Below are 24,663 nucleotides of genomic sequence, written 5' to 3' on the forward strand. Positions count from 1 at the left end.
GTCCAAAATTTTTAGGGAGTGTATGTTACGTGGAGTTTCATTCGATAACAGATAACGTTTATTATTTTCAAGGGTCCGTTAATATTGGGTATGTCCGTTTTTCTTCTGGAGAAGGAATGCTTATTGATGCGGGACTTGAAGAACAGGCGATGAAAAAAGTGTTGAAAACGTTAAAAATAAAAGAACTTCCATTGACCCATCTATTCATCACGCATGCTCATGCGGATCATTATGGGGGAGCGGCCTATTTGCAAAGGCACCAAAAGGTTTACACCATGGCACCTAAATTGGAAGCCGCCATCCTTCAAGAACCGATACTAGAACCATTGTACTTGTTTCATGGTGTCAATCCTATCCAAGAATGGCGGAACAAGTTTTTGGAGGGGAAGCCGATAAAGGTGGATTTAATTCTTGAAGATACAGGAGAGGTGAAAGTGGGGGAGAGCCATTTTCAAACAGTGGACTTGCCTGGACACAGTTACCATCAATTCGGCGTGATCGTCGAGGATGTCCTTTTTGCCGCTGACGCCTATTTTGGTGTGGAAATTATACATAAACATGGAATTCCTTATATTGTTGACGCAAAACAAACTATCGAAAGTCTTGAAAAAATAAAAAATCTCCCGTGTGCAGGTGCAATACCCGGACACGGGAGCTATGAAGTAAACTTCCTTGCAACCATAGAGGAAAACTTACAGGTTCACCAAGAGATTGAAAACTTACTATACACGCTTGTTAATCAAGAGGTAGACGGCATAACCATCGAACAGTTAGTGACAAAAAGTTGCATGGAAAAAGGGATCACCATCCGCAATGTGCCGTCATTTATGTTGTTCCGAACAGCCGTCACTGCATACCTAACCAAATTGATTCAAGAAGGACGTGTGGAGTTAATTGTTTGCAACAATCAATTGGTCGTTGCATCTTCTTCTGAATAAGGCATGACATAAATTGGCTTTCCTTCTTCCCACTCGGCAAACACGATGTCTTTTGGGTTGTGGTAGCCGATTTTTTTAATTTCGTTTAAAAGCCATTGCTCAGACAGGTTGAATTCATCTAAATTGTCCTTTAAAATCTCTCCATCAGAAATTACCGGAATAGGAAGTGTGACTGCTTTAAAAGGTATGTTCAAATCTTCGTTCAGAGGCTGAGCATAAGGGTGCTTCTTTAAAACGCTAACTGTACCATCTGTTTCAAGGATGGCATACTCTACTTCTTGAATGGAGAAAGCACCTTTTGAACGTAGAAGGTGTCGCAGTTGGTCAATATCTAATTTGGACTTCTTCAATTCTTTTTTATTTATGATGCCTTTATGTATGACTATAGACGGCCTGCCTTCTAACAATCCTCTTGTTTTTCGTACCTTCTGTGTGATTGTTTCAAGTAAAAAGATCAATATTCCCCACAATCCCAACGTAAAAAGGATTTTTACAACACCAATATCATTATCATATAATGCGTTTCCTACAAGTTCTCCTAATACAAGTGCTGAAATGAAGTCAAAGGGTGTTATTTGCGTGATTTGTGTTTTTCCGAGCAACTGGGTAATTGAAAATAGTGCAAAGAAACCAATTACCAATTCTACTGCAATACGACCGTAGTCCATCATCATGATTATGTCATCCTTTATGTTGGGTCCTTGACAGTAGTATTAGTAAGGAGCGGGGAAAGTATGAAAACAAAAAAGATATCTCTCGAAAGGTTTCCCTTAGAGAGATATCTTTTTAGATGTTTTTCGTCATGGTCACATGGGGGATTCCTGCATCCATAAAAATGTCGGAAACCGTCTCGTATCCAATTTTCGCATAAAAGGGTTCTGCATGTGTTTGCGCATTAAGCTTTAGGACATGCATCTCTTTTGTTTTTGCATATTCTTCAATGGTATTCATGATAAGCCGTCCTGCACCTTTGGAAGTTCGATGAGAAGGAAGGACGCAAATTCGCTCCACTTTACCGATGCCTTCAACAATTCGAAAGCGACCAGCACCTACTGCTTGGTCCTCATCATACAGTACAAAATGCGCGGAATCTTCTTCGTATTGATCTATTTCTTCTTCCAGAGGCACATTTTGTTCCTCCACAAAAACTGTTTTTCTGACAGAATAGGCATCCTGCAGTTCTATATCTGAGTCTACAACTTGTACATACAAGGTTCAGCAATCCTTTCCAAAGCGGAATGTTTCATAAACCGTCCACATGCCATCTTCTAATTGATAGAGAAGGTGGAAGCGGTCGACCACCTCTTCATGCTCAATATTGGTCATTTTTAATTGACCCAGAACATCAGAGTGCTCATCATCAGATAAATTTTGGCCGATTGTTATATGAGGCACATAGGAAAATTCACGGTTATCTTGAAAATATCCTTTTCCGGAATGAAGCTTTTCGTGTAAGGATAACAGTTCGTCTGTTGGATCTACTTTAAGGTAAATGACATTGTTTACTGGAGCAAAAGAGCTCACTTTATAAATGTTCAAAGGGATTGGTGTAGTGTCTTTTGCGATTGCTGCAAGCTCATCGGTTACTGATTTCATATCATTTTCATCAATTTCGAATGCAGTTTTTAATGTCACGTGTGGCGGAATCAATGCGTAGTGAGCATCATAACGCTTTCTAAATGAATTTGCGAGATCTTGTAATTTTTTGGTCGGAAAAATAGCTATTCCATATTTCATCCAATATCCCTCCTATTAGCGTTTGCAATATAGTAACTTATCTTCTTATTTTATCTTAATTTTTTTCAAAAGAATAGAAAAGTTTCCCTTTCATTCTTAAATAACTATTGTTATTGGATAACTCCTGTAGTTTTCCGTTCCGGATATTCGCTTATCCAGAGGGCGGTGCTTGAGCCTCCTCGCTGCGCTGTGGGGTCTCAAGTCTACCGCTACCTCCGCTGGAGTCTCATATCCTGCACTCCCAAACTACAGGGAAATCTTATTTAAATTATGAAAGCATTTTTGGTAGGGCTTGTTTTAGGTCGGGTTGCCAGTAGGTCCAGGTGTGTGTGCCTTCGAATTCTTCGTAATAGACGGAGAATCCTTTTTCTTTCATTAGTGTATGGAGAGCACGGTTTGGTTCAATGAAATTTTTCTTCTCTCCGTTAGTAGTCGGTACTTCCGTTTCCTTTGTGCCGATTACATGGTAAAGGGATAGGAAGGAAGGTTGGCTGAATTCTTCCACTCTCTTCATGACCTTTTCATCCACATAAGGAGATTGCATAATGACTTTGCCGAATGTATGCGGGTATGACAGAGCTGTCATCAAAGACACAGTTGCTGCCAGGGAATCGCCAATTAAAGCTCGTCCCATTCCCATTTGATAGGATGGATATTTTTCATCAATATATGGTGTCAATTCATGTGCAAGAAAGCGAATGTAGGCACTGTTTTTGCTTCCGTCTGGATGGTACTTTTCCCAACGATCTTTAACGTCTTTGTATGGGATACCGACGATAATGGTATTTTGCATTTCGTTTGCTGCAAGCAGTTTGTCGGTGGTACTGCCGATGCGGCCCAGTGTGAAATAATCTTTTCCATCCTGTGCGATAAGGATGTTGTATTTATATAGTGGTGAATAGTTAGCTGGTGTATAGACCATTAGTGTCATTTCTTCATTAAGTTCTTTGCTGTATAGGGTGAATTCATCAATACGCCCAACGTTTTTACCCATTGTCCATTACCTCCTGTGATGCCTTTATCTATTGTGGTAAGCGCTTTACCGTATACTATAGCACATTTGTATCCATTTTGTTGAATGGTAAGCTTTGTTGCGACAAATTACACTCCTGTCAAACGAATAAAAATTATTTTAATTATTTTCTGTCAATATATTGACCTTTTTCACATACGTTATATAATATATTTTATCCAATTAATCCGATTAAACTAATATGGATTATGCGAAAAGTGTAAAGTAGGTGCATATGTTGTTTTTACAGATCTCTGATATTACAAAAGTTTATACACAACAAAACGTTGAAAATAAAGTACTTTCATCCATAAATGTTGACATACAAGAAGGAGAGTTCGTTTCCATTCTTGGGCCATCTGGCTGTGGGAAGTCTACCTTGCTTTCGATGGTGGCAGGATTACTTAAACCGACAGAAGGAGAAATCCGACTGAAGGGATCGGTTATTACAAAGCCGGGAAAAGATAGAGGGATGGTGTTTCAGCAAGCTGCCTTGTTTCCGTGGATGACCGTGGAAGAAAATGTCCTTTTTGCCATCCGTGATATGAAAGACAAGAAAGAAAGAGAAAAGAGGGCCCTTCATTACTTAAAAATGGTGCAGCTTGGCAGTAACCTCAAGCAATATCCGCATGAATTATCAGGTGGAATGCAGCAAAGAGTATCTATTGCACGAGCACTTGCCATGGATCCGACGGTTCTATTAATGGATGAACCATTCGGCGCATTAGATGAACAAACACGTTTGCGTCTTCAGCAGGAACTGGAAACAATCTGGTTGCAGACAAAGAAGACTGTTTTGTTTGTCACACATAGCATTCATGAGTCAATTAAACTCTCTGACCGGATCCTTGTGATGGGAACAAGGCCTGGAACTATTATTGCAGACATTAAAGTAGATGCTGCCCGTCCGCGTTTACGGACGAATGAAGAGGTTGCACATTTGGAATCGCAAATCAGCGGCATGCTGGAAAAAGAGATTGATAAGGTTGTAGAGGAGGAGTTGAGACGATGAAACCTGGAGTAAAACGCCTCATATTCTTTGCCTCCTTATTTATCATTTGGGAAGTGGTGGTGCTCTTAATCGGTTGGTCACCGGCTGTGATGCCGAAACCATCGAATGTAGCTGTGGCGTTATACCAAGGATTTATGGATAAAACATTGCTTTATGATTTAGGGGCGAGTTTTAAGCGCCTTGGAGTGGGGCTTTTTTTGGCACTTATCATCGGAACCCTGCTCGGGATTTGGCTTGCGAAGTCGAAAACGGCAGATGAAACAGTGGGGACGCTTGTCCTTGCTCTGCAAAGTGTACCTAGTATTGTGTGGTTGCCTTTAGCGATTATCTGGTTCGGTTTTAACGAGACGGCTATCATCTTTATTGTAACGCTTGGTGGTACGCTCGTGATGACAATTAATATGAGGATGGGTATAAAAAGTGTCCCCCCTTTATATATCAAAGCTGCTTCCACAATGGGAGCAAGTGGTGTGGAGATGTTTTGGAAGATTATTTTACCAGCATCTGTTCCGTACGCGGTGACAGGTGCAAGGCTTGCATGGGCGTTTGCATGGAGAGCGCTGATGGCAGCTGAATTATTGAGTATGGGACCTGGTTTAGGCTATACGTTGAAATATGCGGCTGATTTCGGCCAGATGAGTTTAGTTTTTGGCGTCATCATAATAATTTGCGTGATTGGTTCAGTGGTAGATCTAGTTATCTTCCAGCGCTTTGAGAAAAATGTCATCAAACGTTGGGGCTTGGATTCATAAATAGAGAGTATGGGAGGAAAAGAGATGAAAAAAGGTTGGTTGATTATCAGTGCACTATTTTTATTGGCAATGGGAGTCCTTACTGGTTGTGGTTCAAGCACAAGTGGTTCAAACGGAAAAGAGAAAATAGTTATCGGGTATTTTCCTAACATCGATCACGTGCCAGCAATGGTTGCTCGTGAGAAAGCTTTGTACGAGGCTGCCTTGGGTGACAAGTATGAAGTGGAATACAAGACATTTCCTGATGGTGGCGCATTCATGACGGCATTGAAAACAGGGGACATTCATGGTGGATTAGTTGGACCTGGTCCGGCAATGAACAACTATGTAAGCGGAGCAGATGTGAAAGTGGTGGCTGGAGCATCTTCTGGCGGAACGGTCATTATCGCTAGTAAGGAAAGTGGCATTACTTCTGTAGAGGGGCTTGATGGTGCCACGTTTATCACTCCTGGAGTTGGTTGTACGCATGATGTTCAAATGGAAACATTCTTACAAGACTATGGTCTTTCCTCCGCTCGTATTGGTGGAAGCATGAAGCATGTTACAGGTAACCCTGCACAATACGCGGGGATGTTTGAAGCAGAAAGTGTAGATGCTGCGGCAGTTCCGGAGCCATGGGCTTCCTTGTTATCCATCGAGCACGGTGCGAACATTCTTGTTGACAGTAAAGAGATTTCGTTTGGTACTACTCTACCTAACACCATCTTTGTTACAAGCGGTAAGCTGATTGACGAAAATAAAGACTTGGTACAAAAATTAGTGGATGCACACCAAGAGTCAATAGACTTTATATCGGAAAATCCGAATGAGGCAAAAGAAATTGCGATTACTTCTATTAAGGAATTAACAAACCAAGAACTTTCAAAAGAAGTAATTGATTCTGCTTGGGAAAGAATTCGCTTCACTCATGAAGTGGATGCGGAAGTGGTGCAGGAATTTGCAAACTCTTCCTTTGAACTTAAATTCTTGAAAGAAAAGCCTGATTTCAAAGATTTCATTGATTCACAATTTGTTAACTAGCATTTCATAAGAGTGTCGGGCTATAATGGTCTCGACACTTTTTTATGAGTTTGGAGGAATAAACTTGAAAAGAATCTGGCCATTATTGTCACTTGTAATTTTGCTTGCTTTGGCTGGTTGCGGAAGCAATGAAGTTAATTTAGATGAAGAATTTTCCATGAAGCTTGATGTAGAAGAATTAGAAGGTGTAAATCAGGACAAACAGGCCTTTTCGAGTTCGGAGCATGAAGGAGAATTCTGGCTGGCGAATTTTATCTTCACCAATTGTGATACAGTTTGTCCCCCGATGACAGCCAATATGGCAAGGGTACAGAGAGAAATGAAGGAAACAGGTGTTGAAGTTCCAATTGTATCTTTTAGCATCGACCCTGAGAATGATACTCCGGAAGCGTTAAAGGAATATGGTGATTTATATCAAGCAGATTATCAAGCTTGGGATTTTGTAACCGGATATGACCAGGAAACGATAGAGCGATTTGCAAATGTATCGTTTATGGTACCGGCTTCCAAAGAAGAAGGTTCGGATCAGTATATGCATAGCACTAGTATATTTTTGGTGGATAAAGAAGGGTTTGTAAGGGAGTCGTACAGTGGATTGGATGTTCCTTTAGAAGAAATCATGGAAGATTTAGAGAAAGTAACTGATTAACATAAGAATTACGTTTTGCCTTGAACACTCATAAGATGTCATATGGGTGTTTTGTGTTTAGGAAAGCATGAAAAATATGGGGGAAAACGATGGAGATTAACAAAACAAACTGCCTGTCTAAAGAGGAATATCAAGAAGTGGTTGCGCTGTTAAAAACATGCGAAAGGCATGATTCGTTCGAAATAGGTGCTTGTCTAAATTTATCTATGATACAAAAAGGGGACGACAAGCATCTTGATTTTATTTTGGCGCGCGAGAAAGAAGATTTAGTTGGCTTTTTGGGATTGTATTCATTTGTTGATCCAAAGAAGGTGGAGCTTGCAGGAATGATTCATCCTGCCTATCGAAATCAAGGGAAGTTTAGTAGGTTGCTAGAACATGCTAAGCAAATAACGAGGGCACGGGATGCAAATGAAGTAATTTTCGTTTGTCCTTTAAAGTCTGACGCTGCGATTCATCTCTCATCAAAGATGGATGCAACGTACATGTATACCGAATTTACCATGGAATATAATATGATTTCTCGAAAAAAAGACGATTGGCCGGTAAACATGTCCATTAACAAAGCAGATTTGTCAGATTCAGGAATGATTATGAAGCTTTTTTCGGAAGGGTTTGAGGTTGCTTCTTCTGATGAAAATATAAAAAGACTTATTGAGAGTAATTTGACTAAGCTGGGATATGAGCTGTTTCTTGTGCGTTTAGATAAGAATCCTATTGCAACAATAACCATAAGTGATGAAGAACAATCAGTGTATTTAAGCGCATTTACAGTTACTCCAGCCCAAAGAGGAAAAGGTTATGGTCGTATCATATTGGAGAGGATTATAAACGACATTATTGTTAGATACCCGAAAAAATCTATAAGGTTGGATGTGGATGTGAAAAATGAAGGGGCAATAAGGCTATATGAGAATATTGGGTTCAGAATAGTAGATGGGTTTGATTATTATCTAGCCAAGTAAGGGTTTTCATATTTGTAATGGAAGAGGTGGCAGCAACGGCTACCTCTTGTTTGTTACATTGATTGTTCATGTGAAGGTGATGAAAGTTGTTGTTTTGGAAGGTAATGTTCGACGAGTTGATCAAGGTAGTTGATTTTTTCAAGCGCAAGGTTTTTATCTATTTGTTTATAGTGGTGGTTTCCGCCTTTTTCTTCGTCCATTTCATCCGCTAGCTTCACTACTTTTTGTAATGGACTTCTTTTAACGTCGATTTCAGGCAGATAGGAATCAGTATGCAAAAGGATAGCTACAGAAATTTTTTTAGCGTTCTGTGGATTTTCTCCTAAGCGTATCAATAATTTGTGAGCGCGCTCTGCACCTTTGATTGCATGTATATCATTCTCTCTGTAAAGCTCATAGTCCCATTTTCCTTGTCGGTACCATTCATAATGTCCGATATCATGAAGAAGAGCTGCTTTGGTAGCCAGATCAACACTAACATTATATTTGAATGCCAAATGAAAGGCATGGTTGGCCACTTCTAGGGCATGTGCAACACCGGAGCGCTTTAAATACTTCTGTGTAATAGGGTGTGTAAAGATATCGGTAAGTGTTACTTCTCTCATTAATATCTCCCTCCTGTAAAAATGTGTTTCTTTATAGAATATCATAATTGGAGTGTTGTGTGCAAGTAATGAGCGTGATTAAATGACTTCATTTTCATATTTTTTTCTCATAGGGCGAAATGACAGTATACTCTGTAATAGAAAAGTCCTTTTTGTTTGGCGTAAATAACAAAAAGCGGTAACGGATTTTTCTTTGACCTCCAATACCATAATGTTCCTTTGGGTGATGGATCCGTCCTTTGCCATATAAATCATTTCTATTGGAGTTCTGGAAACTCTAAAAGTTTCGAGTAATCGTTTCATATTATCATCTCCTTACCTTCATTATATGCGAACATACGTTTTATATTCAATAAAAATACGAACGTATATTCTAGTTGTTTTTTGGGCGGTAAGGAATATACTTGAAATAAGAAAGGAAGGTGATTTTGTGAAACCATCTACCACATTAAAATGGGTAACTGGAGGAATGGAGGCTTTTTTGGCAATACCATTTCTTGGCGGTCTAACTGTGATGGGTTTTGGTTATTCTCCATTAGGCCTTATGTTGATTTTACATATCATTACATTAGTGTTTAGTGTAAAAGAAGGGCAGAAGTTTCACGGGAGTATCTGGGGAATTGTTACGTCTTGCTTAGGTTGGGTCTTTTTGCTTGGTTGGGTCCTTCATACTGTAACGGCAATAATTCTTATGATTGATGCTTTTGCTTCTGGTAGGAAAGAGAAAGGTGTGCAAGTATGACCGTTCCGAGTTTGGGGCGGTTTTTAGTTTATTGGTTGAATTCCGCTGTTTGATCTCCGCAAAAGGCTTTGCTTTCCTAGGGGCTCTGCTGGAGCCTCCTCGGCTATGCCTCCGGGGTCTCCATCTAGCGCTATCTCCCTCAGAGGTCTCCGCCTATTGCTCCAATCCACAGCTATAAATCCCTCTGATTTTTAAATTGACTAATACCATTATAGTCTTGTAAAAATCTCTTTACAAACAAGGTGGGACTATCTATAATAATATTTACAGTTGCATACGTGATCTGATAGTTCAGTGGGAGAACACTACCTTGACAGGGTAGGGGTCGGGGGTTCGAATCCCTCTCAGATCACTTAATGAAGAAGCTGCAATCCCCTGGAAATAAAGGGATTGCAGCTTTATCTGCACTTCATTATATAGATGGAGTTATACACTAATTTTCCTGAATTGCACATTTACTGCACATTTACATTAAAAAAATCTTCTTCAAATTTTTGAGCTGTAAGTTTTTGTAGCTCAGAACTAACATGTGAATAGTAATCTAATGTAACCTGTACCCGGCTGTGACCTAGTCTATCTGCTACAATCTTTGGGTTTTCACCAAGTGCCATTAATGTTGTTGCATGAAGATGGCGTAGATCATGAAAAGTGATTTTAGGTAAATTGGCTTGCCTAATAAGCGTATGAAACTGTCGAAGTAAGTTTCTAGGTTCAATTGGTTTACCATCAAAAGTACAGTTAACCAAGTCATTATCTGTGTAACTAAATCCTAGTTTGTTTCTAATTAGATCCTGTTTTTTCTTATGTCCCTTTAGAAGAGTAGAAACATATTCAGAAATCATTACAATTCGATTTGAAGAGTCAGTTTTTACGTTTTTGAAAACAATCCCATCATTTTTCGTGCGTGTTAAACTCCGTTGAACATGTACTTTTCCACTTTCAAAATCTATATCATTCCATTTCAGACCTAAAGTTTCTCCTCTTCTCATGCCAGTAAAAATTCCTAACACATAAGGAATCTCTAAATTTCTTTCTGTAACTAAATCCAAAAAAGTTTTTGTTTCAATTTTAGTCCAAAGTGCTTTTATTTTTGTTGTTTTTACGCTTGGAGGAGATGCATCTGAGACAGGATTGGTTTTTAATAATTTCCAGGTTACAGCTTTTTTAAATGCTTGATTTAATATAGAGTGCATTATTTTAATATAGGCTGGAGATAATCCTTCTTCTACTTTTGCTTCATAAAACTCGTCAATTGAGAGAGTATCAATATTTGAAAGTTTCATTTGCTTAAAGTAAGATAGTATATGTTTATCTGCAACAGTTCTTCTTGATTCGGCAGTAGTTACCTCTACATTTCTTCTATACGTTCTTTCAAACCAACGATTAAAAAAGACATCGAATTCTTCAATAGATGGTTCAAAATATGAACCATCAACTACCTTGGATTGGATAAGGGTTAATTCTTCTTGTGCAGCTTTCTTGGTTAAAAAGCCCCCCCTATATTTTTGTCTCCTTTTACCGGTTTTAGGGTCAGAACCCACATCCAATCGAAAGTACCATTTACCTGTTTTTTTATCTTTTTTTATATTCACTTGGATACTCCTTTTATATTATATATTTTTAGCATCCAGTTTCGTCAAAAAGTAAATTAGTTAAAACTGCTTTTTTTAATAGGTATAAAAAATAAGTTCAGTTTTTGTAGAAGAGAATACCTAATGGATTTTATTTAAAGAACAAATGATGGAACGGTTGGGTGTACAATTGGGGCATTATTTTATAATATTGTTCGCTTGTTGAAGATTAGTTATTAATGAATGTCTAAATCAAAGTTAAATCGTTAGTAAGATAGATAATACGTTGTGAATTTTCAGCAACAGGTTCATTGTTATTCAATTAAAGGGCCAGATTGTTGAATAAAGTTAAAGAAGATAATCCGTTTAAAATACTAGGATCATCTTCTTTATACTACAATCCATAACTCATTTATGAGACAATTTTTAAACCTACTGCAGCACCTAATACCATTCCTATAAAAACCAGTCTTCTCCAGTCTTTTGACTCATCATAAAATATCATGCCTAAAATTGCTCCGCCAGAAGCACCAATCCCAGTCCAGATAGCATAAGCTGTCCCCATAGGAAGTGTTTCCATTGAATAAGCAAGAAATATAAAACTTGCCCCAAATCCAAGAACTAAAAGAACTAATGATTGCCAATTGCGGTCTTTGTGTAATTTGTTAATCATGGCCACACCAAACATTTCACACAGACCTGCTAAGATTAAAGAAATCCAAGCCATTAGGATTCATCACCTTCCTGATATTTGTCTTTTGTTACTAATTTCAAGCCAATTACTCCTGCTAATAACAGTAATATTAATATTATTTTTTCTACTTTAAATGGTTCTCCAAAGAATAGGATTTCTGAAAAGACAGTACCAGCTGTACCTAACCCAACAAAAACTGCATATACAGTTCCTACAGGAAGTTTACGTCCGGCCATAATCATTAAGTAAAAGCTAACGAATATAGCAATGATAGTTCCAGTCCAAGTCCAAAATTCATCAGCATGTTTTAAACCAATAACCCAAAATACTTCAAAGAAAGCAGCAACAATTACTTTAATCCAGTCTGTATTCATCTAAAAGACACCTCCAAATATATTCTTGCCAAAAAAACGAAAAAAGCCTGAGAGACAACTGTAAAAACAGTTTCTCCCAGGCTTTTATCCTTCCGTGACACAGCAAAGCTGTGAGTTTTCTCTCGGACCAGACCAACATTGACTGCTGCGGAACCCTAGAAAACATTCAACTTATGCAATTACTTTGTATTATACACAGCTTTAAATCTTAGTCAAGGTTTGAATGATACAAAGTTATTCATCTTGCTGAATTAAATCTAATAAAAGTACCTCAGTTATTCAACGATCGGGCGCTTTCCTGTTATAAGGAACAGCGCTTATTTTACTTGACCAGCGTGAATATGAAACATTGTTGGAATTTTGAGCTTATGGAATAATTGGTATTAAGCTATGGACAGGACAGAATACTTGATTTCAATTTCTTAGTTATAAATAGTAGAGGTAATTGCTTATGAAATTTAGAAAAGCAATAAAAGAAGATAGTGAATCACTCAGTAAATTAGCTTATAAATCAAAGGCATATTGGGGATATTTAGAATCATTTATGAAACAATGTAAAAAGGACCTAAATATAACAGAGGATTATATAGAAGAACAACCTGTCTTTTTAGTACAATAATAAGATTATAGCATTCTATAGCTTCTCCATAACAAACTATAAACTCGAGGCATTGTTTATTGATCCAGATTACATCGGAAAAGGCATAGGGAAAATAATGTGGACTCATTTAATTAACAAAGCTAAAGAATTAGAAATGAATGAGTTTACGCTTGATAGCGAGCCAAAAGCAGAGGTTTTTTTAAAAATGGGAGCAATAAAAACAGGTTATTCTCCATCAACAGTTTTTCCAGATAGAAAATTACCCCTAATGAAAGTTCAAGTAATATGAGGTTTAATATTCCATTATCGAGCGCAAAAGTTTAACAAGAGCGAGAACTTGTTTTCTTTCTACAGCGAGTAACTAATAAATGTGAAAGGGGATATATTTTTATGCCGTTTCATGAGTTTGGAATTATCCATGATTTTAATATTCGAAAAGATTATAGTTACTACTCTCCAGAAGAATATAGTTGTATTTCAGTGGATGATGATCTCATTCAAAACTTTTCAGAGAGCAAAAGAAAAATGGTGAGCTATTTTCATTTGTATGAAAGACTAGGGTTTGGACTAGCATATTATGGAGTTTCGATTATTCCACCAGAATCTTTATCATTATTTTATGAAGTTATTGTATCCTTTCCAAGCCTCAAAGAATAAAGTAAACTTACAGACTTAGCAGCAATAATTACCAAATCAAAAGAAGAAAAGAAATATTGATACACTTTGGAATTTAAAAAATAGTTTAATCAAGAATCTGGCGCTTTTCTGAAACAGAATCCGTCTTGGTGTCGTGCAATAATCGAATACTCCTTGCTTTTACCGTATGGATTATTCTTGCCGCTGTATTCCTTGAGTGACCTGTGCTCGCGCTAATTGTGCATTGAATCATAACCTCCAAATGAAGAGCTAGAATCTTCGACAACTAATCACATAGAAAACCTCCTTTTATAATATAAATGCCATGCAGTTGGGCATGCCTCTCAATTATACAAGGAGGTTTTTATTTATATAGCTTATGCGGCTGGCTTACTCCGCAATTGGTGGCGCTTTTTCATCCGCAGGCTTAATAGTTTGCACTAGTGGCTCATTCTGTCCGTAATATTCACTCTGTAATTTAATTTATATTAAACTATTTTTGGGTACTACATTTGACATCCTTTAAATGTATCGTTATAATATATCGTAACGATACATTTAAAGGAGTGATTTGGTTGTCTGTTAAACAAATTATTTTAGGTATACTAAGCTGGAAAGCATCTACAGGGTATGAAATTAAGAATGAAGTTGAATATAGTGGGCGACAATTAGGATGGGGAAAGATGAGCTATGGCTCTATATACCCTACACTAAAAGAGCTACAACAAGAGGGGTTAATTACAGTTCAAGAATCTAACACTACAAATCGTATTACAAAGGTATACGACATAACAAGTAAGGGATGGTTAGAACTTGAAAGTTGGATAGAAGAACCCTCTGCTTACCCTATTACAAAAGACGATTTATTAATTAAAATGAGTTTTTGGGATCACGTTAGGTCAAGTGATGATGATACTATTTTGATTTCTAAATTGGAGGAAAGGAAGAATGAAACACAAAATTTACTTAATCACTTTTTGCAATGGGAGAATAATGAAGTTTCTACGATTGGACGTGTTGCATTTTTTTCAATGGATTATGTTAAAAGTAAACTGGAAACAGAACTGAAGTGGATAGAGAAAACATTGACATCAATTAAAATTGGAGAAAATTTAAAAGCAAAGGACCCAAATAATTTAATCCGGAAATCCAGTAAAAGGAAACAAGGTTCACTAGAAATTAATGACTGGAGTGAATTATAATGGGCTATAAAGAGCTATTAAAAATAAATAGCTATCGAAATCTTTTTGTAGGTCAGGTTCTCTCTGACATAGGAAACTGGTTGACGTACATAATAATAATATCAATTTTTACGTATCAATGGAATTTACCTCCTTCAAAATTAGCTTTATTAACAATTTTTATATCAATTCCTTGGATAGTATTAAGCCCTTTTTCGGGTATATTTTCAGATATGTTCGATAGGAAAAAAATAATGGTCGTTTGTGATTTTTTAAGAGCTTTACTAGTCATATTGCCAATCTTTTTTCAGTCCTATTGGGCTATTCTACTTATAATTACTCTGATTCACAGTACTGCGGTCTTTTTTGAACCAAGTAAGCAGTCTGCTATCAAAGAGTTAGTACCAGAACAAGGATTAATAAAAGCAAACTCATTAAGTCAACTTTCTAGTGAACTATCTAAAATTGTGGCACCTTCGATAGGGGGGCTGGTTTTATTTTTTGGTAATACCTCCATTGCTTTTATTTTAAATTTTATTTGCTTTCTTTTATCTGCATCTCTTCTTTTAAAATTACCTCATTTAAAAATTCAAGAACAACCAAAAAAAGAAGTAAAAGTAAATATACATGGACTATTATCTGGATTTAAATTTATAGTCTCAAGAAGTAAACTTTTATTATCTGTAATTTCAATGTTTTTTATCACATTTTTTATTTTTATAATAGATAGTTTTATTGCACTTTGGTCAAAGGGTGTTGGCATCCCTTCATCTTTATTTCCTCTTCTAATTAGTGCAATTGGTGTAGGTAGCTTAATAGGTGCTATAGTTGTTGGGAAATTTGGAGAAAGAATTTCACCAATAAAATTGAACCTATTCAGTATTTTAGTTGTCGGTTTGCTTTTTTCTATTATAGGATTGAGTGGGGAATTGTTTGAACTACATTTTGTATTTTGGTTGTGTATTTGGAGTATAATTGCATTAGTAGGATCAGCAGTCCCAATATCATTTGCGGTAGTACTTCAAACACAAACACCTTCTCATCTTATGGGAAGGGTTTACAGTGCATCTGAATCGATTACTAATATTCCTATGTTTATTGCTCCTTTACTAGGAGCTTGGTTAATTAATTTAATTGGTATTGGCTATGTGTTTTTATCAGTTGGCTTTTTTTTCGTTTTATTTACTACAATAGGTTTGTTTTTTGTTCAAAATAGAGGTGCTCATGATAAACAGACTGAACTTGATGTAGTTTGACAATTTATAGTATGGATCGAAAAAAATAAAAATAAGTATTGGCTATTTTTCACATAGTTATTCAGTAATTTTAAAAGCACGGGGCTTTGCCCATACCATCAAGTTAATACCGATGATGGTTAAGAGTAGAGCACTATGAGCAAATATATCTGTGTTGAAAGGTCGTTGAATATAAAATCATATGCGTTGAAACAGAGAACTATAACGGTGAGGAAGAACCTGAGAGGTATAGAGCTTTTAAAAAAGAAAGGAATTTAATGCATGTGTTAATAGCCTGATAGGCTAAGGAATAAATTGTTGGGTTATCCTTGCTTACTCACGGCATAGAATATAAAGCTTGAATACCCAGTTTCTTAAGTAATATTTGGAATGTAACTTTTTTCATTTCGCTTCTATTGTCCGAATCAAGATTCAGAGGGTTTCCCTGAATTTTCTCGTTAAATAAGGCTTACTTTACCAACTCTTCGTCGTAGTAGCTTCTTAGTCAAGTCCATATTTATGTGTAAAATTTGTTACAATGAGTTTTAATATAAGATGTGTTAGAGGGGTATGTTTTACGGTCTTAATCTTATGGGTTTAGGGTTTATTCATTACCACCTAGGGGATAATGAATAAATCCTTTTATGAATCTTTTAATGAAAGCGCTTTTTTGTTTGGGGAGTAAATAATTTTCGTGACAGTTCACCATAATTTCGAGTGTAGATTAGGCCAGTATAGCCTATAACGACTTTATAACTTTGAGATGGTTTAGATACTTTGACCTACTCCATTCTCCATCAATTTTCATCAGAACAAATATAATACGTATTGCAGATTGATCGTTCGGGAAAATTTGGATTACCTTTTCTCTTCTCCTTATTTCCCTATTTACTCTTTCTAGCATATTGGTCGTACGTAAATGTGTGTCAAGCTCAGCTTTTTGAAAATGAAATTGCATTGCATCTTCAAACCCAGCATCTAACGTTTCAATTTCCTTAGTAAACCCTTTGAGATCATAATACTTATTAATGTAGGATGTTCTAAAGATTTCCTTGAGTTTTGTTTTTGCTTGGGAAGAGTTTTTTTTATGAAAGGTGTCCATTATATTCCTAAGAAAATGAACAAAATACCTTTGCCAAGAGGACCCTAAAAAAATTCTTTTATAGCAGACACTAACTCTGCATGTGCATTAGAAAACACCATCTTAGGAGATTGAATCCCTCTAGACTTTAAGTGATCAAAGAAATTAGACCAACTATCTTCTGATTCCCCGTGGGTACCCCTTAATCCAATAATCTCTCTATGTCCTTCTTCGTATACACCGCAAGCTATAAGTACCCCTTTTGAATCAAGCCTATAATTCTCACGAACTTTAATTTAATATACATTGCCTACATATATGTATGGATAATAAAGGGGTGTTCAATGGGCGGTTTCACTACTCATTATCTATGAGATCCAATGATTTAGTGAGATTAGACACTAGTAATTTAGATACACTTTTTCCGCACAGTTCTTCTACAATCTTGGTAACTTTATGAGATGAGAATCCATTTACAACCATCTAATCATAGAAAGAATTTGAGCTTGTTCGCATCGTTCATACTTTTGAAATACAGAAGTTTAAAATTTACCATCAAGAGTTCGGGGAACCTTTAATGTGAGTTAGCCAGTGCCAGTAATTAATTCACGTTCATAGTAGCCATTCCGATACCCTCTGTGGTCATCCGTTCTCTAATGAGAGAGAGCATTAATATATTCATCCTTTTCTTTCTCCATAAGCGAATTCAAGACAAGGGCTAAAGATGCTTTTACCGGCGATCCTAAAGAGTTTTTTCTACCTCAGCTTTAAGTTGTTCTAAATTTATTGTAATATTAATGTTGGTCATTATCATTGCCTCCGTGTGTGATTGTTTTTCATCGAACACACTGTTACACGGACATTGATAATGGCCTTTCTTTTTAAACAATTATATAGACTTAATCATTTCTGCTCCCGAACCCTCTCCCCACCAATCGAACTATCTATCTACTAAAACAAGTAGATAAACATATATAGATGATAATACATACCTTTCACAGAAGCTTTTATCCATGTAACATCCCATTTCCACACTTGATTTGGCTTTCGATAGCTAGCTTTCCGGCGAGCTATGTCTTTTACTTCATTCCATCCACGAAGGGGGGTATTCATGAAAAACTCGGAAAATTTAGATAACCAAGGTATTGTAAATGAGTTAAATCGCTAGCTTTGGTGCAATCTGAGAGGGGGGTAAATCAAAAAATCTTTCTTTCTACTATCTCTATTATTTCTCGTTTCTTCTAATGGTAGTATGTTTTTGGTACGGGTAGCGTGAAGGTGTTGATCCCCTTAAATTCTACCATCTTTCATAAGAGCTCACAGTTCGTACTTCAGTATTTAACTCCTTACATGCTTGAATCATATTATATTGGGCACCACTCTGATCTAATTCTTGGATAAGTTCTACTGAAAGTGCTAGATCTAATAACTAATCACGCTTCCCCAGATCGCTTAAACCATTTTTCTTAAATGTGATAACTCTGCAGCTTCTGCTAACACCTTCTCTTTTTTATTATCTTTTATTCTAACGTGTATCTCGTCCTTTTAAGCCCTTGACTTAACTACTTTGATTGATTTATTTAACGATTGTTTGGATTTAAACAAACATCACTCAATGATTCGATTTGTACTTGGGTATACCCCTTTCTTTATCAATTTTCAGCTTCACCCTCTCAAACTCCAGAAATGAGGTTTCCAGATAATTGAGCTATTTTCTCCATTAGTAGAGCGTGGGTTCAGTATCTTCTAATTATCAACTGATTTATTGTTACGAATAAAATACTTTTAAGAATACATTCTTTTATTTTCCCCTATAAAGAATCCTTTTTTGAATTTTAGTGACGATTGACCTTCGTGTGGTTAATTAAACTTAACCCATAAAATCCTCTACGATTTCAATCTATAGTTAGAAAATAACAATAAATGTCGAATTTTGTAACAAGAAATTTATTGAAATATTAGACAATATAAACTATTGTGTAAAATAAGTTGTTATTTAGGAATTTTTGGAATGAGTTGCATTTTTGAATCACAAAGTCTCCTCTTTAAATTTGAGGATGTGTTATCTAATGTGCATGGTATATAAATAATATGCAGGAAGGGGTAGATCTATATTAATAAAATGGAAGAACAAATAACAGGACGTATTTCATCTGTACCAGATCGTTTATTACACGAAGAAATATTGGAACCACAATTTCGATATGAGCTTGATCATCTTTTTCAGGGATACATACAAATAGAACATGTAATGCTTTTGGAGTATATAAGGATGGGCTGGATTTCTGAAAAAGAGGGGAAGGATATAATAAAGCAACTTCAGTTAATTTCTCCAGCTACATTAGTAGCAAATCCACAAAAAAATATGTCAGATATTGCTTTTGCAATTGAAAGAACGGTAGATTCTTCTCTTTCTAATCCAGTACCATGCTGGCACCTCGATAGAAGTCGTAATGATTTTCAGGCTTGTGCTCAATTGATTTTTGGTCGCCAGGAATGGTTACTTATAATGAAAGATTTTATTGAATTAATTAATTCAATGCATTCTGTTGCAATTCAATATAAGGAAATGTTGATGCCAGGTTATACACATTATCAAACTGCACAAGTTATCACACCTGGATTTTACTTATCAACAATAAATGAAGAGTTTATTCAATCATTAAGTCGCTGGATTAGAGTATACGACGATATTAATCAGTGTCCACTTGGGTCGGGAGCTATGGCAGGTGTAGAACTTGATTGGGACCGTGATAATCTTGCACGTCTTTTGGGGTTTAATAAGCCAAGGAAAAGTGCACTGGGAGCTGTTGCGTCACGTGAATGGGCCTTGCAAATGTCGTCTGAATTATCGATATTTTCAGTTCTTATTTCCAGGTTTGTAACTGATTTAATTCAATGGGGAAGTATAGAAATGAATTTTATTGATTTACCTGATAATCTGTCAGGTATATCTTCTGCAATGCCTCAAAAGAAAAATTTTCCAATATTAGAAAGGATTCGGGGAAAAAGTGCTCATTTGGCATCATTCCATTTTGATATGGTACTAGGTCAGCGTAATACTCCTTTTACAAATTTAGTGGAAACATCTAAGGAAGCTGGTACACATTTGTTTACATTGTTTGTAACCACAAAGTCTTTAATAAGGTTGTTAAGAACAGTGGTTGAGCATCTCACTTTTAATAAAGAACAAATGCTGAGAATATGTGAACGTGACTTTTTTGGAGGGTTTACCTTGGCTAATTTGCTAACTATTAAAAAGGGTATTCCTTATAGAAAAGCTCAAGTGATAGTCGGTCGATTTATAAAGAGTGCTTATGAACAGAAATTACTGCCCAGAGAAGTAAATGCTCAACTTTTGGAGGAAAAGTGTTCAGAGGAAGGGTTTATGGTAGGTGATATAAGCGATTTGCTTAAAGTAGTTTTTAATGCACGTGAAAATTTAAATTCTAAAAAATCAGTTGGTTCTACCAATCCTGTCCAAGTAAATAAGTTATTGTTGAGACAAAAAGAAGAAATAAAGAGACTTACTGAGGAAATTGAAAAGCGTGAAGACGAATTACAAGATGCAGAAGAATTAAGGGTAAATCTTTTAAATAATATTTAAGTTTGGGAGAGAAAATGATTTGTTGTATAAAAATATTGTTGATGTAATAGGTGATACTCCATTGGTTAAGATGAAATTAAATAACCAGTGTAAAGGATCTGTCTATGCAAAACTCGAACTTTTGAACCCATTTGGCATGAAAGATAGAGTGGCAAAACATATTATTCTTTCTGCCAAGTTATCTGGACAACTAAAGAAAAACATGCCTATTATTGAAAGTTCTTCAGGTACAATGGCTTGTGGAGTAGCGTTAGTTGGAAGGCATTTTGGACATGATGTACATATTGTTACCGATCCACGTATAGACTCTATTACTTATGCCAAATTAAAATCTTTAGGATGTCAAGTTCATATAGTAGATAGGATGGGAAAAAAAGGATGGCAGAGTGCGAGGTTAGATCTTTTATACGAATTGCTAGTTAAATACCCAAACGCGTTTTGGCCACATCAGTATGAAAATCCAGACAATCCATTGGCTTATGAAGAACTAGCTAAAGAATTAATAACAGATTTAGGTAACATTGATTATCTAGTAGGTTCAGTCGGAAGTGGGGGCTCCTTGTCAGGAACTGCACGTGCATTAAAGCAATATAATCCAAATCTAAAAGTAGTGGCAGTAGATGCAGTTGGGAGCGTAATATTTGGACAACCGGACCGTCCTGATCGTCTCCAAGGTGGACTGGGTAATAGTTTAGTTGCTCCAAATGTGGATTTTAGTGTTATTGATTATATCCATTGGCTTAATGATGAAGAGGCATTTTCAGCTACTTTAGAGCTCTCACAAAATGAACATATTTTTGCGGGGAATAGTTCAGGATCAGTATATATAGTCTCTAAATGGCTTGCTAATCAAGTTAAATCAGGGTGTAATATAGTTTCTATCTTCCCTGATCGAGGTGATCGTTATACTGAGTCAATATATAGTAGTAATTTTATAGAACAGAGAGATCATAGGCTTACTAAAATTACAAGAGAACCAAAAATGGTAAATCTGGATAGTGTTGTAACAACATGGTCATATTCAAGATTATCAGGAGTGAATCCACATGAAAAATAGAATTGTATTTGTCGAAGCTAATACAACAGGTACTGGAATGATGGCAATAAAAAAGGCCATGAACCAAGGTTATGAGGTACTGTTTCTAACTAAAACTCCTCATATATATAGTGGTCTTTATGAAATAGGGTGTAATGTAATAGTGATTAATACTAATTCTTTTAACGATATAAAGAATTATATTAATAATATGTTAGAAGAAACCGTGGGGGTTATGACAACTAGCGATTACTATCTTGAATCTGTAGCAAGATTAAATGAGTTTTTTGGATTTGTTGGGAATTCATATCTTGCTATTAAGAGTTGTCGGAATAAAGGGATTTTTCGTTCGCTTTCCCATTCAAATAACTTATATCAACCTAAGTTTCACATTGTTGAATCAATAGATTCTTTAAATGACATTTTTTCTGCAATTCAGTTTCCATGTGTGGTAAAACCAACTGAAGATAGTGGCTCAAATAATGTTCGACTTTGTTTTAATAGGGAAAATGTAATAGAGATGACCAAAAAAATTCTTGATGATAAATATACATCAAGGGGACAAGAGAAAAAAAATGAGGTTCTAATAGAAGAGTATATAGAAGGGCCGGAATTCAGTGTGGAGATGTTTTCATGGGAAGGGAAATCTTCATGTATTGGTATAACAGAAAAAAGATTAACTGGATATCCATATTTTGTAGAATCCTCTCACGTTTTTCCATGCTCACTCTCGAAAGAAGCACAAATAGAGATCGAACAAACTGTTAAAACAGCGCTTAAACTTGTTAACTTTCGGTATGGTGCGTCACATTCAGAGGTTAAATGGACACCAAAAGGATGTATTATTATTGAAATTAATCCTCGGCTCGCTGGTGGTATGATACCAGAACTAATTCGCTATTCCACTGGAATTGATCTACTTGAACAACAAGTGCTTAGTTCAATAGGGATCTCTCCAGAAATTAATCAGATTGTGTACAAAAAACATGCAGGAATCCATTTTCTTACTTCTAATAAATCTGGGAATTTATCCCGAATTATAGGTATGGAAGAGATAAGTAAATTATCTAATGTTGAAGAAATAAAAATAAATTCTGAAATAGGTTCATTTGTTGAGAAACCTCGAAATTTTTCTCATCGTTTAGGTTATATAATTATAAGTGGTAAAAAATATGATGAGGTAGATAATTTATTAAAGAAGCTAGTAAAGAGGGTTTACATCGCAACTAGTTGAGTGAATATTATAATTATTTTAATTATTATTCCTGTACAATTTTTTAAAAGAACTTTAAAAATCATGCTTCTAATTAGAAAAAACTAATATTATCAATATTTTTGAAAGGAAAAATTAGGTCTATTTTTATAATTTAGAAGTTTAATATTATATATATATATTATGCTGAGTTGTATTTAATCTTAAATTTAGAGAGGGATAAAACAATGAATAAGGGGAAAAATACTTATCCTTTAACACATCCTCAAAAAAGGATTTATTTTACTGAACTATTAAATTACGGCAGTAGTGTAAATAATGTGTGTGCATTAATAAAAATACACCATGAAGTAAATTATAATTTATTAAATAAAGCAATTAATGAGATGATTAATGAAAATAATAATTTTTGTATCAAACTGAAAAAGCAAAATGGTCAAGATGAACCAGTTCAATATTTTACGGAACATAAAGAAAGAAGTTTTGATTATTTAGATTTTAGCTCTGATATTGATTCATTGAAATTAGATGAATGGTTAAACTACAAGTCACAAGAGCCTTTTGAATTATTTAACTCAGATTTATATTATTTTTGCTTGATTAAAACAGGAGAAAGTGAAACTATTATTTATTCCAAATTTCATCACATAATTTTTGATGGGTTATCTTTTGCGAATATGGAAAAACAACTCGCTTATAAATATAGATGTCTTTCCGAAGGTATAGAATATAGCAATAATTTAAAAAGTGATTATGAAATATTTATAAAAAACGAAGACCGTTATCTAAATAGTCAACGTTTTATTGCTGATGGTGATTTCTGGGAAGAGGAATTCCGGAGCATCCCATTAATTACTGGGATTAAGTCATATAATCCTTTGATAACTAGTACAGAGTCGTTACGGGAGACATTTGTTGTGGAAGAAAACTTACATTCCATGCTTAAAAAATTTTCTCGTAATTATGATTTTAGTATTTATACTATTTTTGTAGCATGTCTACAATTAAGTATACACAGGTGGGTATCATCTGATGATGTTACTATTGGAATGGCATATGGTAATCGTGGTGGTAAGAATGAAAAAGAACTTATGGGCATGATGGTCAGTACAGTACCTTTTAGAATGAATATTGATGATGAAGAGGGAATATTAAATTTTTTAAATCAAGTTGCAAAAAAACAAATGAAAATTCTACGCCATCAAAAATATCCTTTTAATTTATTGACTGAGAAGATAAGAAAAAATAGTGATTGTTTCGATAGATTTTTCGGGATTTCCATTGATTACCGTTCTATAAATTTTTGTGAAGAGGTAATTTGGATTCCAAATAAACATGAAGTTTACGATTTTAATATACATATTGAAGATCGATTGCATACAGGGGATTTAGTTTTATTAGTAGATTATCGTACACAATTGTTTTCAAACCAAGAGATTAAAAGCTTCATTAGTTCTATGCTTGCAATGTTGGAAAATATTTTAACAAAACCTAAGCAAAAGGTCATGGAAATTAGTGCCCTCTCAAATGAGGAAAAAAAGTTACAATTCGAGGATTTCAACAAGACAAATTTGGCTATTCCATCTTTAAATCGTCTAGCGCATCAAGTGGTTGAAGACCAGGCAAGAAAGAGACCAGATGCTATTGCGGTGGTATGTGGTATGGAATCAATCACTTATAGAGAATTAAATGAACAAGCTAACCGTCTAGCACACTGGCTTCGAAGTCAAGGATTTGGACGTGAAGACCTTGCAGCTATACTTGCTGAGCGGGGTATTGAAATGGTGATTGGTATATTAGCGGTATTAAAATCAGGTGGAGCTTATGCACCTCTAGATTCTGCACATCCGGATGATCGTATATGTACAATCTTAGAGGAGAGTAATGCACGGATAGTTCTAACAGAAGAGAGATGGCAGTCACGTAGTTTGGAGTTGAGTAAAAGGGTTTCTCAAGATGCTGTTGTGTTTTCTCTTGATACAGGCGGTAGTTATATGGGGCT

General features: G+C 35.7%; 24 protein-coding genes, 1 tRNA gene, 1 pseudogene and 1 riboswitch. Of the genes and pseudogenes, 17 read left to right on the plus strand and 9 right to left on the minus strand.

Annotation, left to right across the window (positions count from 1 at the left end; all coding sequences use genetic code 11):
* The first annotated feature begins 29 nt into the window (after positions 1-29).
* Positions 30-938, plus strand: coding sequence for an MBL fold metallo-hydrolase (locus FZC76_RS17930; RefSeq protein ID WP_148989532.1), 909 nt, complete (start codon positions 30-32; stop codon positions 936-938).
* Here FZC76_RS17930 and FZC76_RS17935 read toward each other — a convergent pair.
* From FZC76_RS17935 to FZC76_RS17950, 4 genes are all read right to left on the minus strand, one after another.
* Positions 908-1,609: a DUF421 domain-containing protein gene (locus FZC76_RS17935; protein WP_088020208.1), complete on the minus strand. Its 702-nt coding sequence runs from the start codon at positions 1,607-1,609 to the stop codon at positions 908-910. The two genes, FZC76_RS17930 and FZC76_RS17935, sit on opposite strands and share 31 nt — an antisense overlap.
* A 115-nt stretch (positions 1,610-1,724) precedes the next feature.
* Positions 1,725-2,150: a GNAT family N-acetyltransferase gene (locus tag FZC76_RS17940; protein ID WP_148989533.1), complete on the minus strand. Its 426-nt coding sequence runs from the start codon at positions 2,148-2,150 to the stop codon at positions 1,725-1,727.
* Between the two features lie 3 nt (positions 2,151-2,153).
* Positions 2,154-2,675 carry a YjcG family protein gene (locus tag FZC76_RS17945; RefSeq protein WP_088017712.1) on the minus strand — a complete coding sequence of 174 codons (522 nt, stop codon included), beginning with the start codon at positions 2,673-2,675 and terminating at the stop codon, positions 2,154-2,156.
* 268 nt (positions 2,676-2,943) lie between these two features.
* Positions 2,944-3,669 (minus strand): alpha/beta hydrolase, encoded by a 726-nt coding sequence (locus FZC76_RS17950; RefSeq protein WP_148989534.1) that lies wholly within the window; start codon positions 3,667-3,669, stop codon positions 2,944-2,946.
* A 256-nt stretch (positions 3,670-3,925) separates the two neighbouring features.
* Here FZC76_RS17950 and FZC76_RS17955 point away from each other — a divergent pair, with 256 nt between their 5' ends.
* The 5 genes from FZC76_RS17955 to FZC76_RS17975 all read left to right on the plus strand — a co-directional run bounded on the left by FZC76_RS17955 (position 3,926) and on the right by FZC76_RS17975 (position 8,085).
* Positions 3,926-4,699, plus strand: coding sequence for an ABC transporter ATP-binding protein (locus FZC76_RS17955; protein ID WP_148989571.1), 774 nt, complete (start codon positions 3,926-3,928; stop codon positions 4,697-4,699).
* Complete coding sequence (locus tag FZC76_RS17960; RefSeq protein ID WP_148989535.1) at positions 4,696-5,451, plus strand: ABC transporter permease; 756 nt, start codon at positions 4,696-4,698, stop codon at positions 5,449-5,451. The genes FZC76_RS17955 and FZC76_RS17960 overlap by 4 nt, the downstream gene beginning before the upstream one ends.
* Before the next feature lie 24 nt (positions 5,452-5,475).
* Positions 5,476-6,471, plus strand: coding sequence for an aliphatic sulfonate ABC transporter substrate-binding protein (locus FZC76_RS17965; RefSeq protein WP_148989536.1), 996 nt, complete (start codon positions 5,476-5,478; stop codon positions 6,469-6,471).
* 64 nt (positions 6,472-6,535) lie between these two features.
* Positions 6,536-7,120, plus strand: coding sequence for an SCO family protein (locus tag FZC76_RS17970; protein ID WP_262372706.1), 585 nt, complete (start codon positions 6,536-6,538; stop codon positions 7,118-7,120).
* 89 nt (positions 7,121-7,209) lie between these two features.
* On the plus strand, positions 7,210-8,085 hold the full coding sequence (locus tag FZC76_RS17975) for a GNAT family N-acetyltransferase (protein ID WP_148989538.1): 876 nt from the start codon (positions 7,210-7,212) through the stop codon (positions 8,083-8,085).
* Positions 8,086-8,138: 53 nt separating this feature from the next.
* On the opposite strand, the gene FZC76_RS17980 is transcribed toward FZC76_RS17975, so the two are convergent.
* Positions 8,139-8,690, minus strand: coding sequence for an HD domain-containing protein (locus FZC76_RS17980; protein WP_148989539.1), 552 nt, complete (start codon positions 8,688-8,690; stop codon positions 8,139-8,141).
* A gap of 430 nt (positions 8,691-9,120) precedes the next feature.
* Here FZC76_RS17980 and FZC76_RS17990 point away from each other — a divergent pair, with 430 nt between their 5' ends.
* The gene (locus tag FZC76_RS17990; RefSeq protein ID WP_148989541.1) at positions 9,121-9,432 is read left to right on the plus strand and encodes a hypothetical protein; all 312 of its coding nucleotides are present in this window, start codon (positions 9,121-9,123) and stop codon (positions 9,430-9,432) included.
* A gap of 280 nt (positions 9,433-9,712) precedes the next feature.
* Positions 9,713-9,784: transfer RNA gene (locus FZC76_RS17995), tRNA-Val, on the plus strand.
* 103 nt (positions 9,785-9,887) lie between these two features.
* Here FZC76_RS17995 and FZC76_RS18000 read toward each other — a convergent pair.
* The 3 genes from FZC76_RS18000 to FZC76_RS18010 form a co-directional block, all read right to left on the minus strand.
* Positions 9,888-11,024, minus strand: coding sequence for a site-specific integrase (locus FZC76_RS18000; RefSeq protein ID WP_262372707.1), 1,137 nt, complete (start codon positions 11,022-11,024; stop codon positions 9,888-9,890).
* A 391-nt stretch (positions 11,025-11,415) separates the two neighbouring features.
* A complete protein-coding gene (locus FZC76_RS18005) occupies positions 11,416-11,730 on the minus strand; it encodes a DMT family transporter (RefSeq protein ID WP_148989543.1) in 315 nt (104 codons plus the stop codon).
* Positions 11,730-12,071 (minus strand): DMT family transporter, encoded by a 342-nt coding sequence (locus FZC76_RS18010; RefSeq protein WP_148989544.1) that lies wholly within the window; start codon positions 12,069-12,071, stop codon positions 11,730-11,732. The genes FZC76_RS18005 and FZC76_RS18010 overlap by 1 nt, the downstream gene beginning before the upstream one ends.
* A gap of 71 nt (positions 12,072-12,142) precedes the next feature.
* Positions 12,143-12,241: riboswitch (guanidine-I (ykkC/yxkD leader) on the minus strand.
* A 281-nt stretch (positions 12,242-12,522) separates the two neighbouring features.
* On the opposite strand from FZC76_RS18010, the gene FZC76_RS23575 reads away from it, so the two are divergent.
* From FZC76_RS23575 to FZC76_RS18030, 5 genes are all read left to right on the plus strand, one after another.
* Positions 12,523-12,690 carry a GNAT family acetyltransferase gene (locus FZC76_RS23575; RefSeq protein ID WP_262372708.1) on the plus strand — a complete coding sequence of 56 codons (168 nt, stop codon included), beginning with the start codon at positions 12,523-12,525 and terminating at the stop codon, positions 12,688-12,690.
* Positions 12,691-12,742: 52 nt separating this feature from the next.
* Positions 12,743-12,961, plus strand: a complete 219-nt coding sequence (locus FZC76_RS23580; protein ID WP_262372709.1) for a GNAT family N-acetyltransferase — start codon at positions 12,743-12,745, stop codon at positions 12,959-12,961.
* Positions 12,962-13,062: 101 nt separating this feature from the next.
* Positions 13,063-13,329, plus strand: coding sequence for a short-chain dehydrogenase (locus FZC76_RS18020; protein WP_148989545.1), 267 nt, complete (start codon positions 13,063-13,065; stop codon positions 13,327-13,329).
* 554 nt (positions 13,330-13,883) lie between these two features.
* Positions 13,884-14,510, plus strand: a complete 627-nt coding sequence (locus FZC76_RS18025) for a PadR family transcriptional regulator (RefSeq protein ID WP_148989546.1) — start codon at positions 13,884-13,886, stop codon at positions 14,508-14,510.
* Positions 14,510-15,745 carry an MFS transporter gene (locus FZC76_RS18030; RefSeq protein WP_148989547.1) on the plus strand — a complete coding sequence of 412 codons (1,236 nt, stop codon included), beginning with the start codon at positions 14,510-14,512 and terminating at the stop codon, positions 15,743-15,745. Before FZC76_RS18025 ends, FZC76_RS18030 begins: the two co-directional genes overlap by 1 nt.
* 718 nt (positions 15,746-16,463) lie before the next feature.
* Here FZC76_RS18030 and FZC76_RS23775 read toward each other — a convergent pair.
* Positions 16,464-17,613, minus strand: a pseudogene (locus FZC76_RS23775) (IS256 family transposase).
* Positions 17,614-18,927: 1,314 nt separating this feature from the next.
* Between FZC76_RS23775 and FZC76_RS18050 the strand changes: the two are divergent.
* The 4 genes from FZC76_RS18050 to FZC76_RS18065 form a co-directional block, all read left to right on the plus strand.
* Positions 18,928-20,412: an argininosuccinate lyase gene (locus tag FZC76_RS18050; RefSeq protein WP_148989549.1), complete on the plus strand. Its 1,485-nt coding sequence runs from the start codon at positions 18,928-18,930 to the stop codon at positions 20,410-20,412.
* 19 nt (positions 20,413-20,431) lie between these two features.
* The gene (locus tag FZC76_RS18055) at positions 20,432-21,469 is read left to right on the plus strand and encodes a PLP-dependent cysteine synthase family protein (protein WP_148989550.1); all 1,038 of its coding nucleotides are present in this window, start codon (positions 20,432-20,434) and stop codon (positions 21,467-21,469) included.
* Positions 21,459-22,682, plus strand: a complete 1,224-nt coding sequence (locus FZC76_RS18060) for an ATP-grasp domain-containing protein (protein WP_148989551.1) — start codon at positions 21,459-21,461, stop codon at positions 22,680-22,682. Before FZC76_RS18055 ends, FZC76_RS18060 begins: the two co-directional genes overlap by 11 nt.
* Before the next feature lie 206 nt (positions 22,683-22,888).
* A partial coding sequence (locus FZC76_RS18065) for a condensation domain-containing protein (protein ID WP_148989552.1) occupies positions 22,889-24,663 on the plus strand: 1,775 nt, incomplete at its 3' end.

Source organism: Sutcliffiella horikoshii (assembly GCF_008180725.1).
Classification (GTDB): Bacteria; Bacillota; Bacilli; order Bacillales; family Bacillaceae_I; genus Sutcliffiella_A; species Sutcliffiella_A horikoshii_B.

Bases quoted from the DNA above. Each gene is read 5' to 3' on its own strand.
- FZC76_RS17960 (WP_148989535.1), top strand. From the start codon at position 4,696: ATGAAACCTGGAGTAAAACGCCTCATATTCTTTGCCTCCTTATTTATC.
- FZC76_RS17975 (WP_148989538.1), top strand. From the start codon at position 7,210: ATGGAGATTAACAAAACAAACTGCCTGTCTAAAGAGGAATATCAAGAA.
- FZC76_RS17965 (WP_148989536.1), top strand. From the start codon at position 5,476: ATGAAAAAAGGTTGGTTGATTATCAGTGCACTATTTTTATTGGCAATG.
- FZC76_RS18050 (WP_148989549.1), top strand. From the start codon at position 18,928: ATGGAAGAACAAATAACAGGACGTATTTCATCTGTACCAGATCGTTTA.
- FZC76_RS17935 (WP_088020208.1), bottom strand. From the start codon at position 1,609: ATGATGGACTACGGTCGTATTGCAGTAGAATTGGTAATTGGTTTCTTT.
- FZC76_RS18010 (WP_148989544.1), bottom strand. From the start codon at position 12,071: ATGAATACAGACTGGATTAAAGTAATTGTTGCTGCTTTCTTTGAAGTA.
- FZC76_RS18005 (WP_148989543.1), bottom strand. From the start codon at position 11,730: ATGGCTTGGATTTCTTTAATCTTAGCAGGTCTGTGTGAAATGTTTGGT.
- FZC76_RS17950 (WP_148989534.1), bottom strand. From the start codon at position 3,669: ATGGGTAAAAACGTTGGGCGTATTGATGAATTCACCCTATACAGCAAA.
- FZC76_RS17945 (WP_088017712.1), bottom strand. From the start codon at position 2,675: ATGAAATATGGAATAGCTATTTTTCCGACCAAAAAATTACAAGATCTC.
- FZC76_RS18020 (WP_148989545.1), top strand. From the start codon at position 13,063: ATGCCGTTTCATGAGTTTGGAATTATCCATGATTTTAATATTCGAAAA.
- FZC76_RS23575 (WP_262372708.1), top strand. From the start codon at position 12,523: ATGAAATTTAGAAAAGCAATAAAAGAAGATAGTGAATCACTCAGTAAA.
- FZC76_RS18030 (WP_148989547.1), top strand. From the start codon at position 14,510: ATGGGCTATAAAGAGCTATTAAAAATAAATAGCTATCGAAATCTTTTT.
- FZC76_RS17980 (WP_148989539.1), bottom strand. From the start codon at position 8,690: ATGAGAGAAGTAACACTTACCGATATCTTTACACACCCTATTACACAG.
- FZC76_RS18060 (WP_148989551.1), top strand. From the start codon at position 21,459: ATGAAAAATAGAATTGTATTTGTCGAAGCTAATACAACAGGTACTGGA.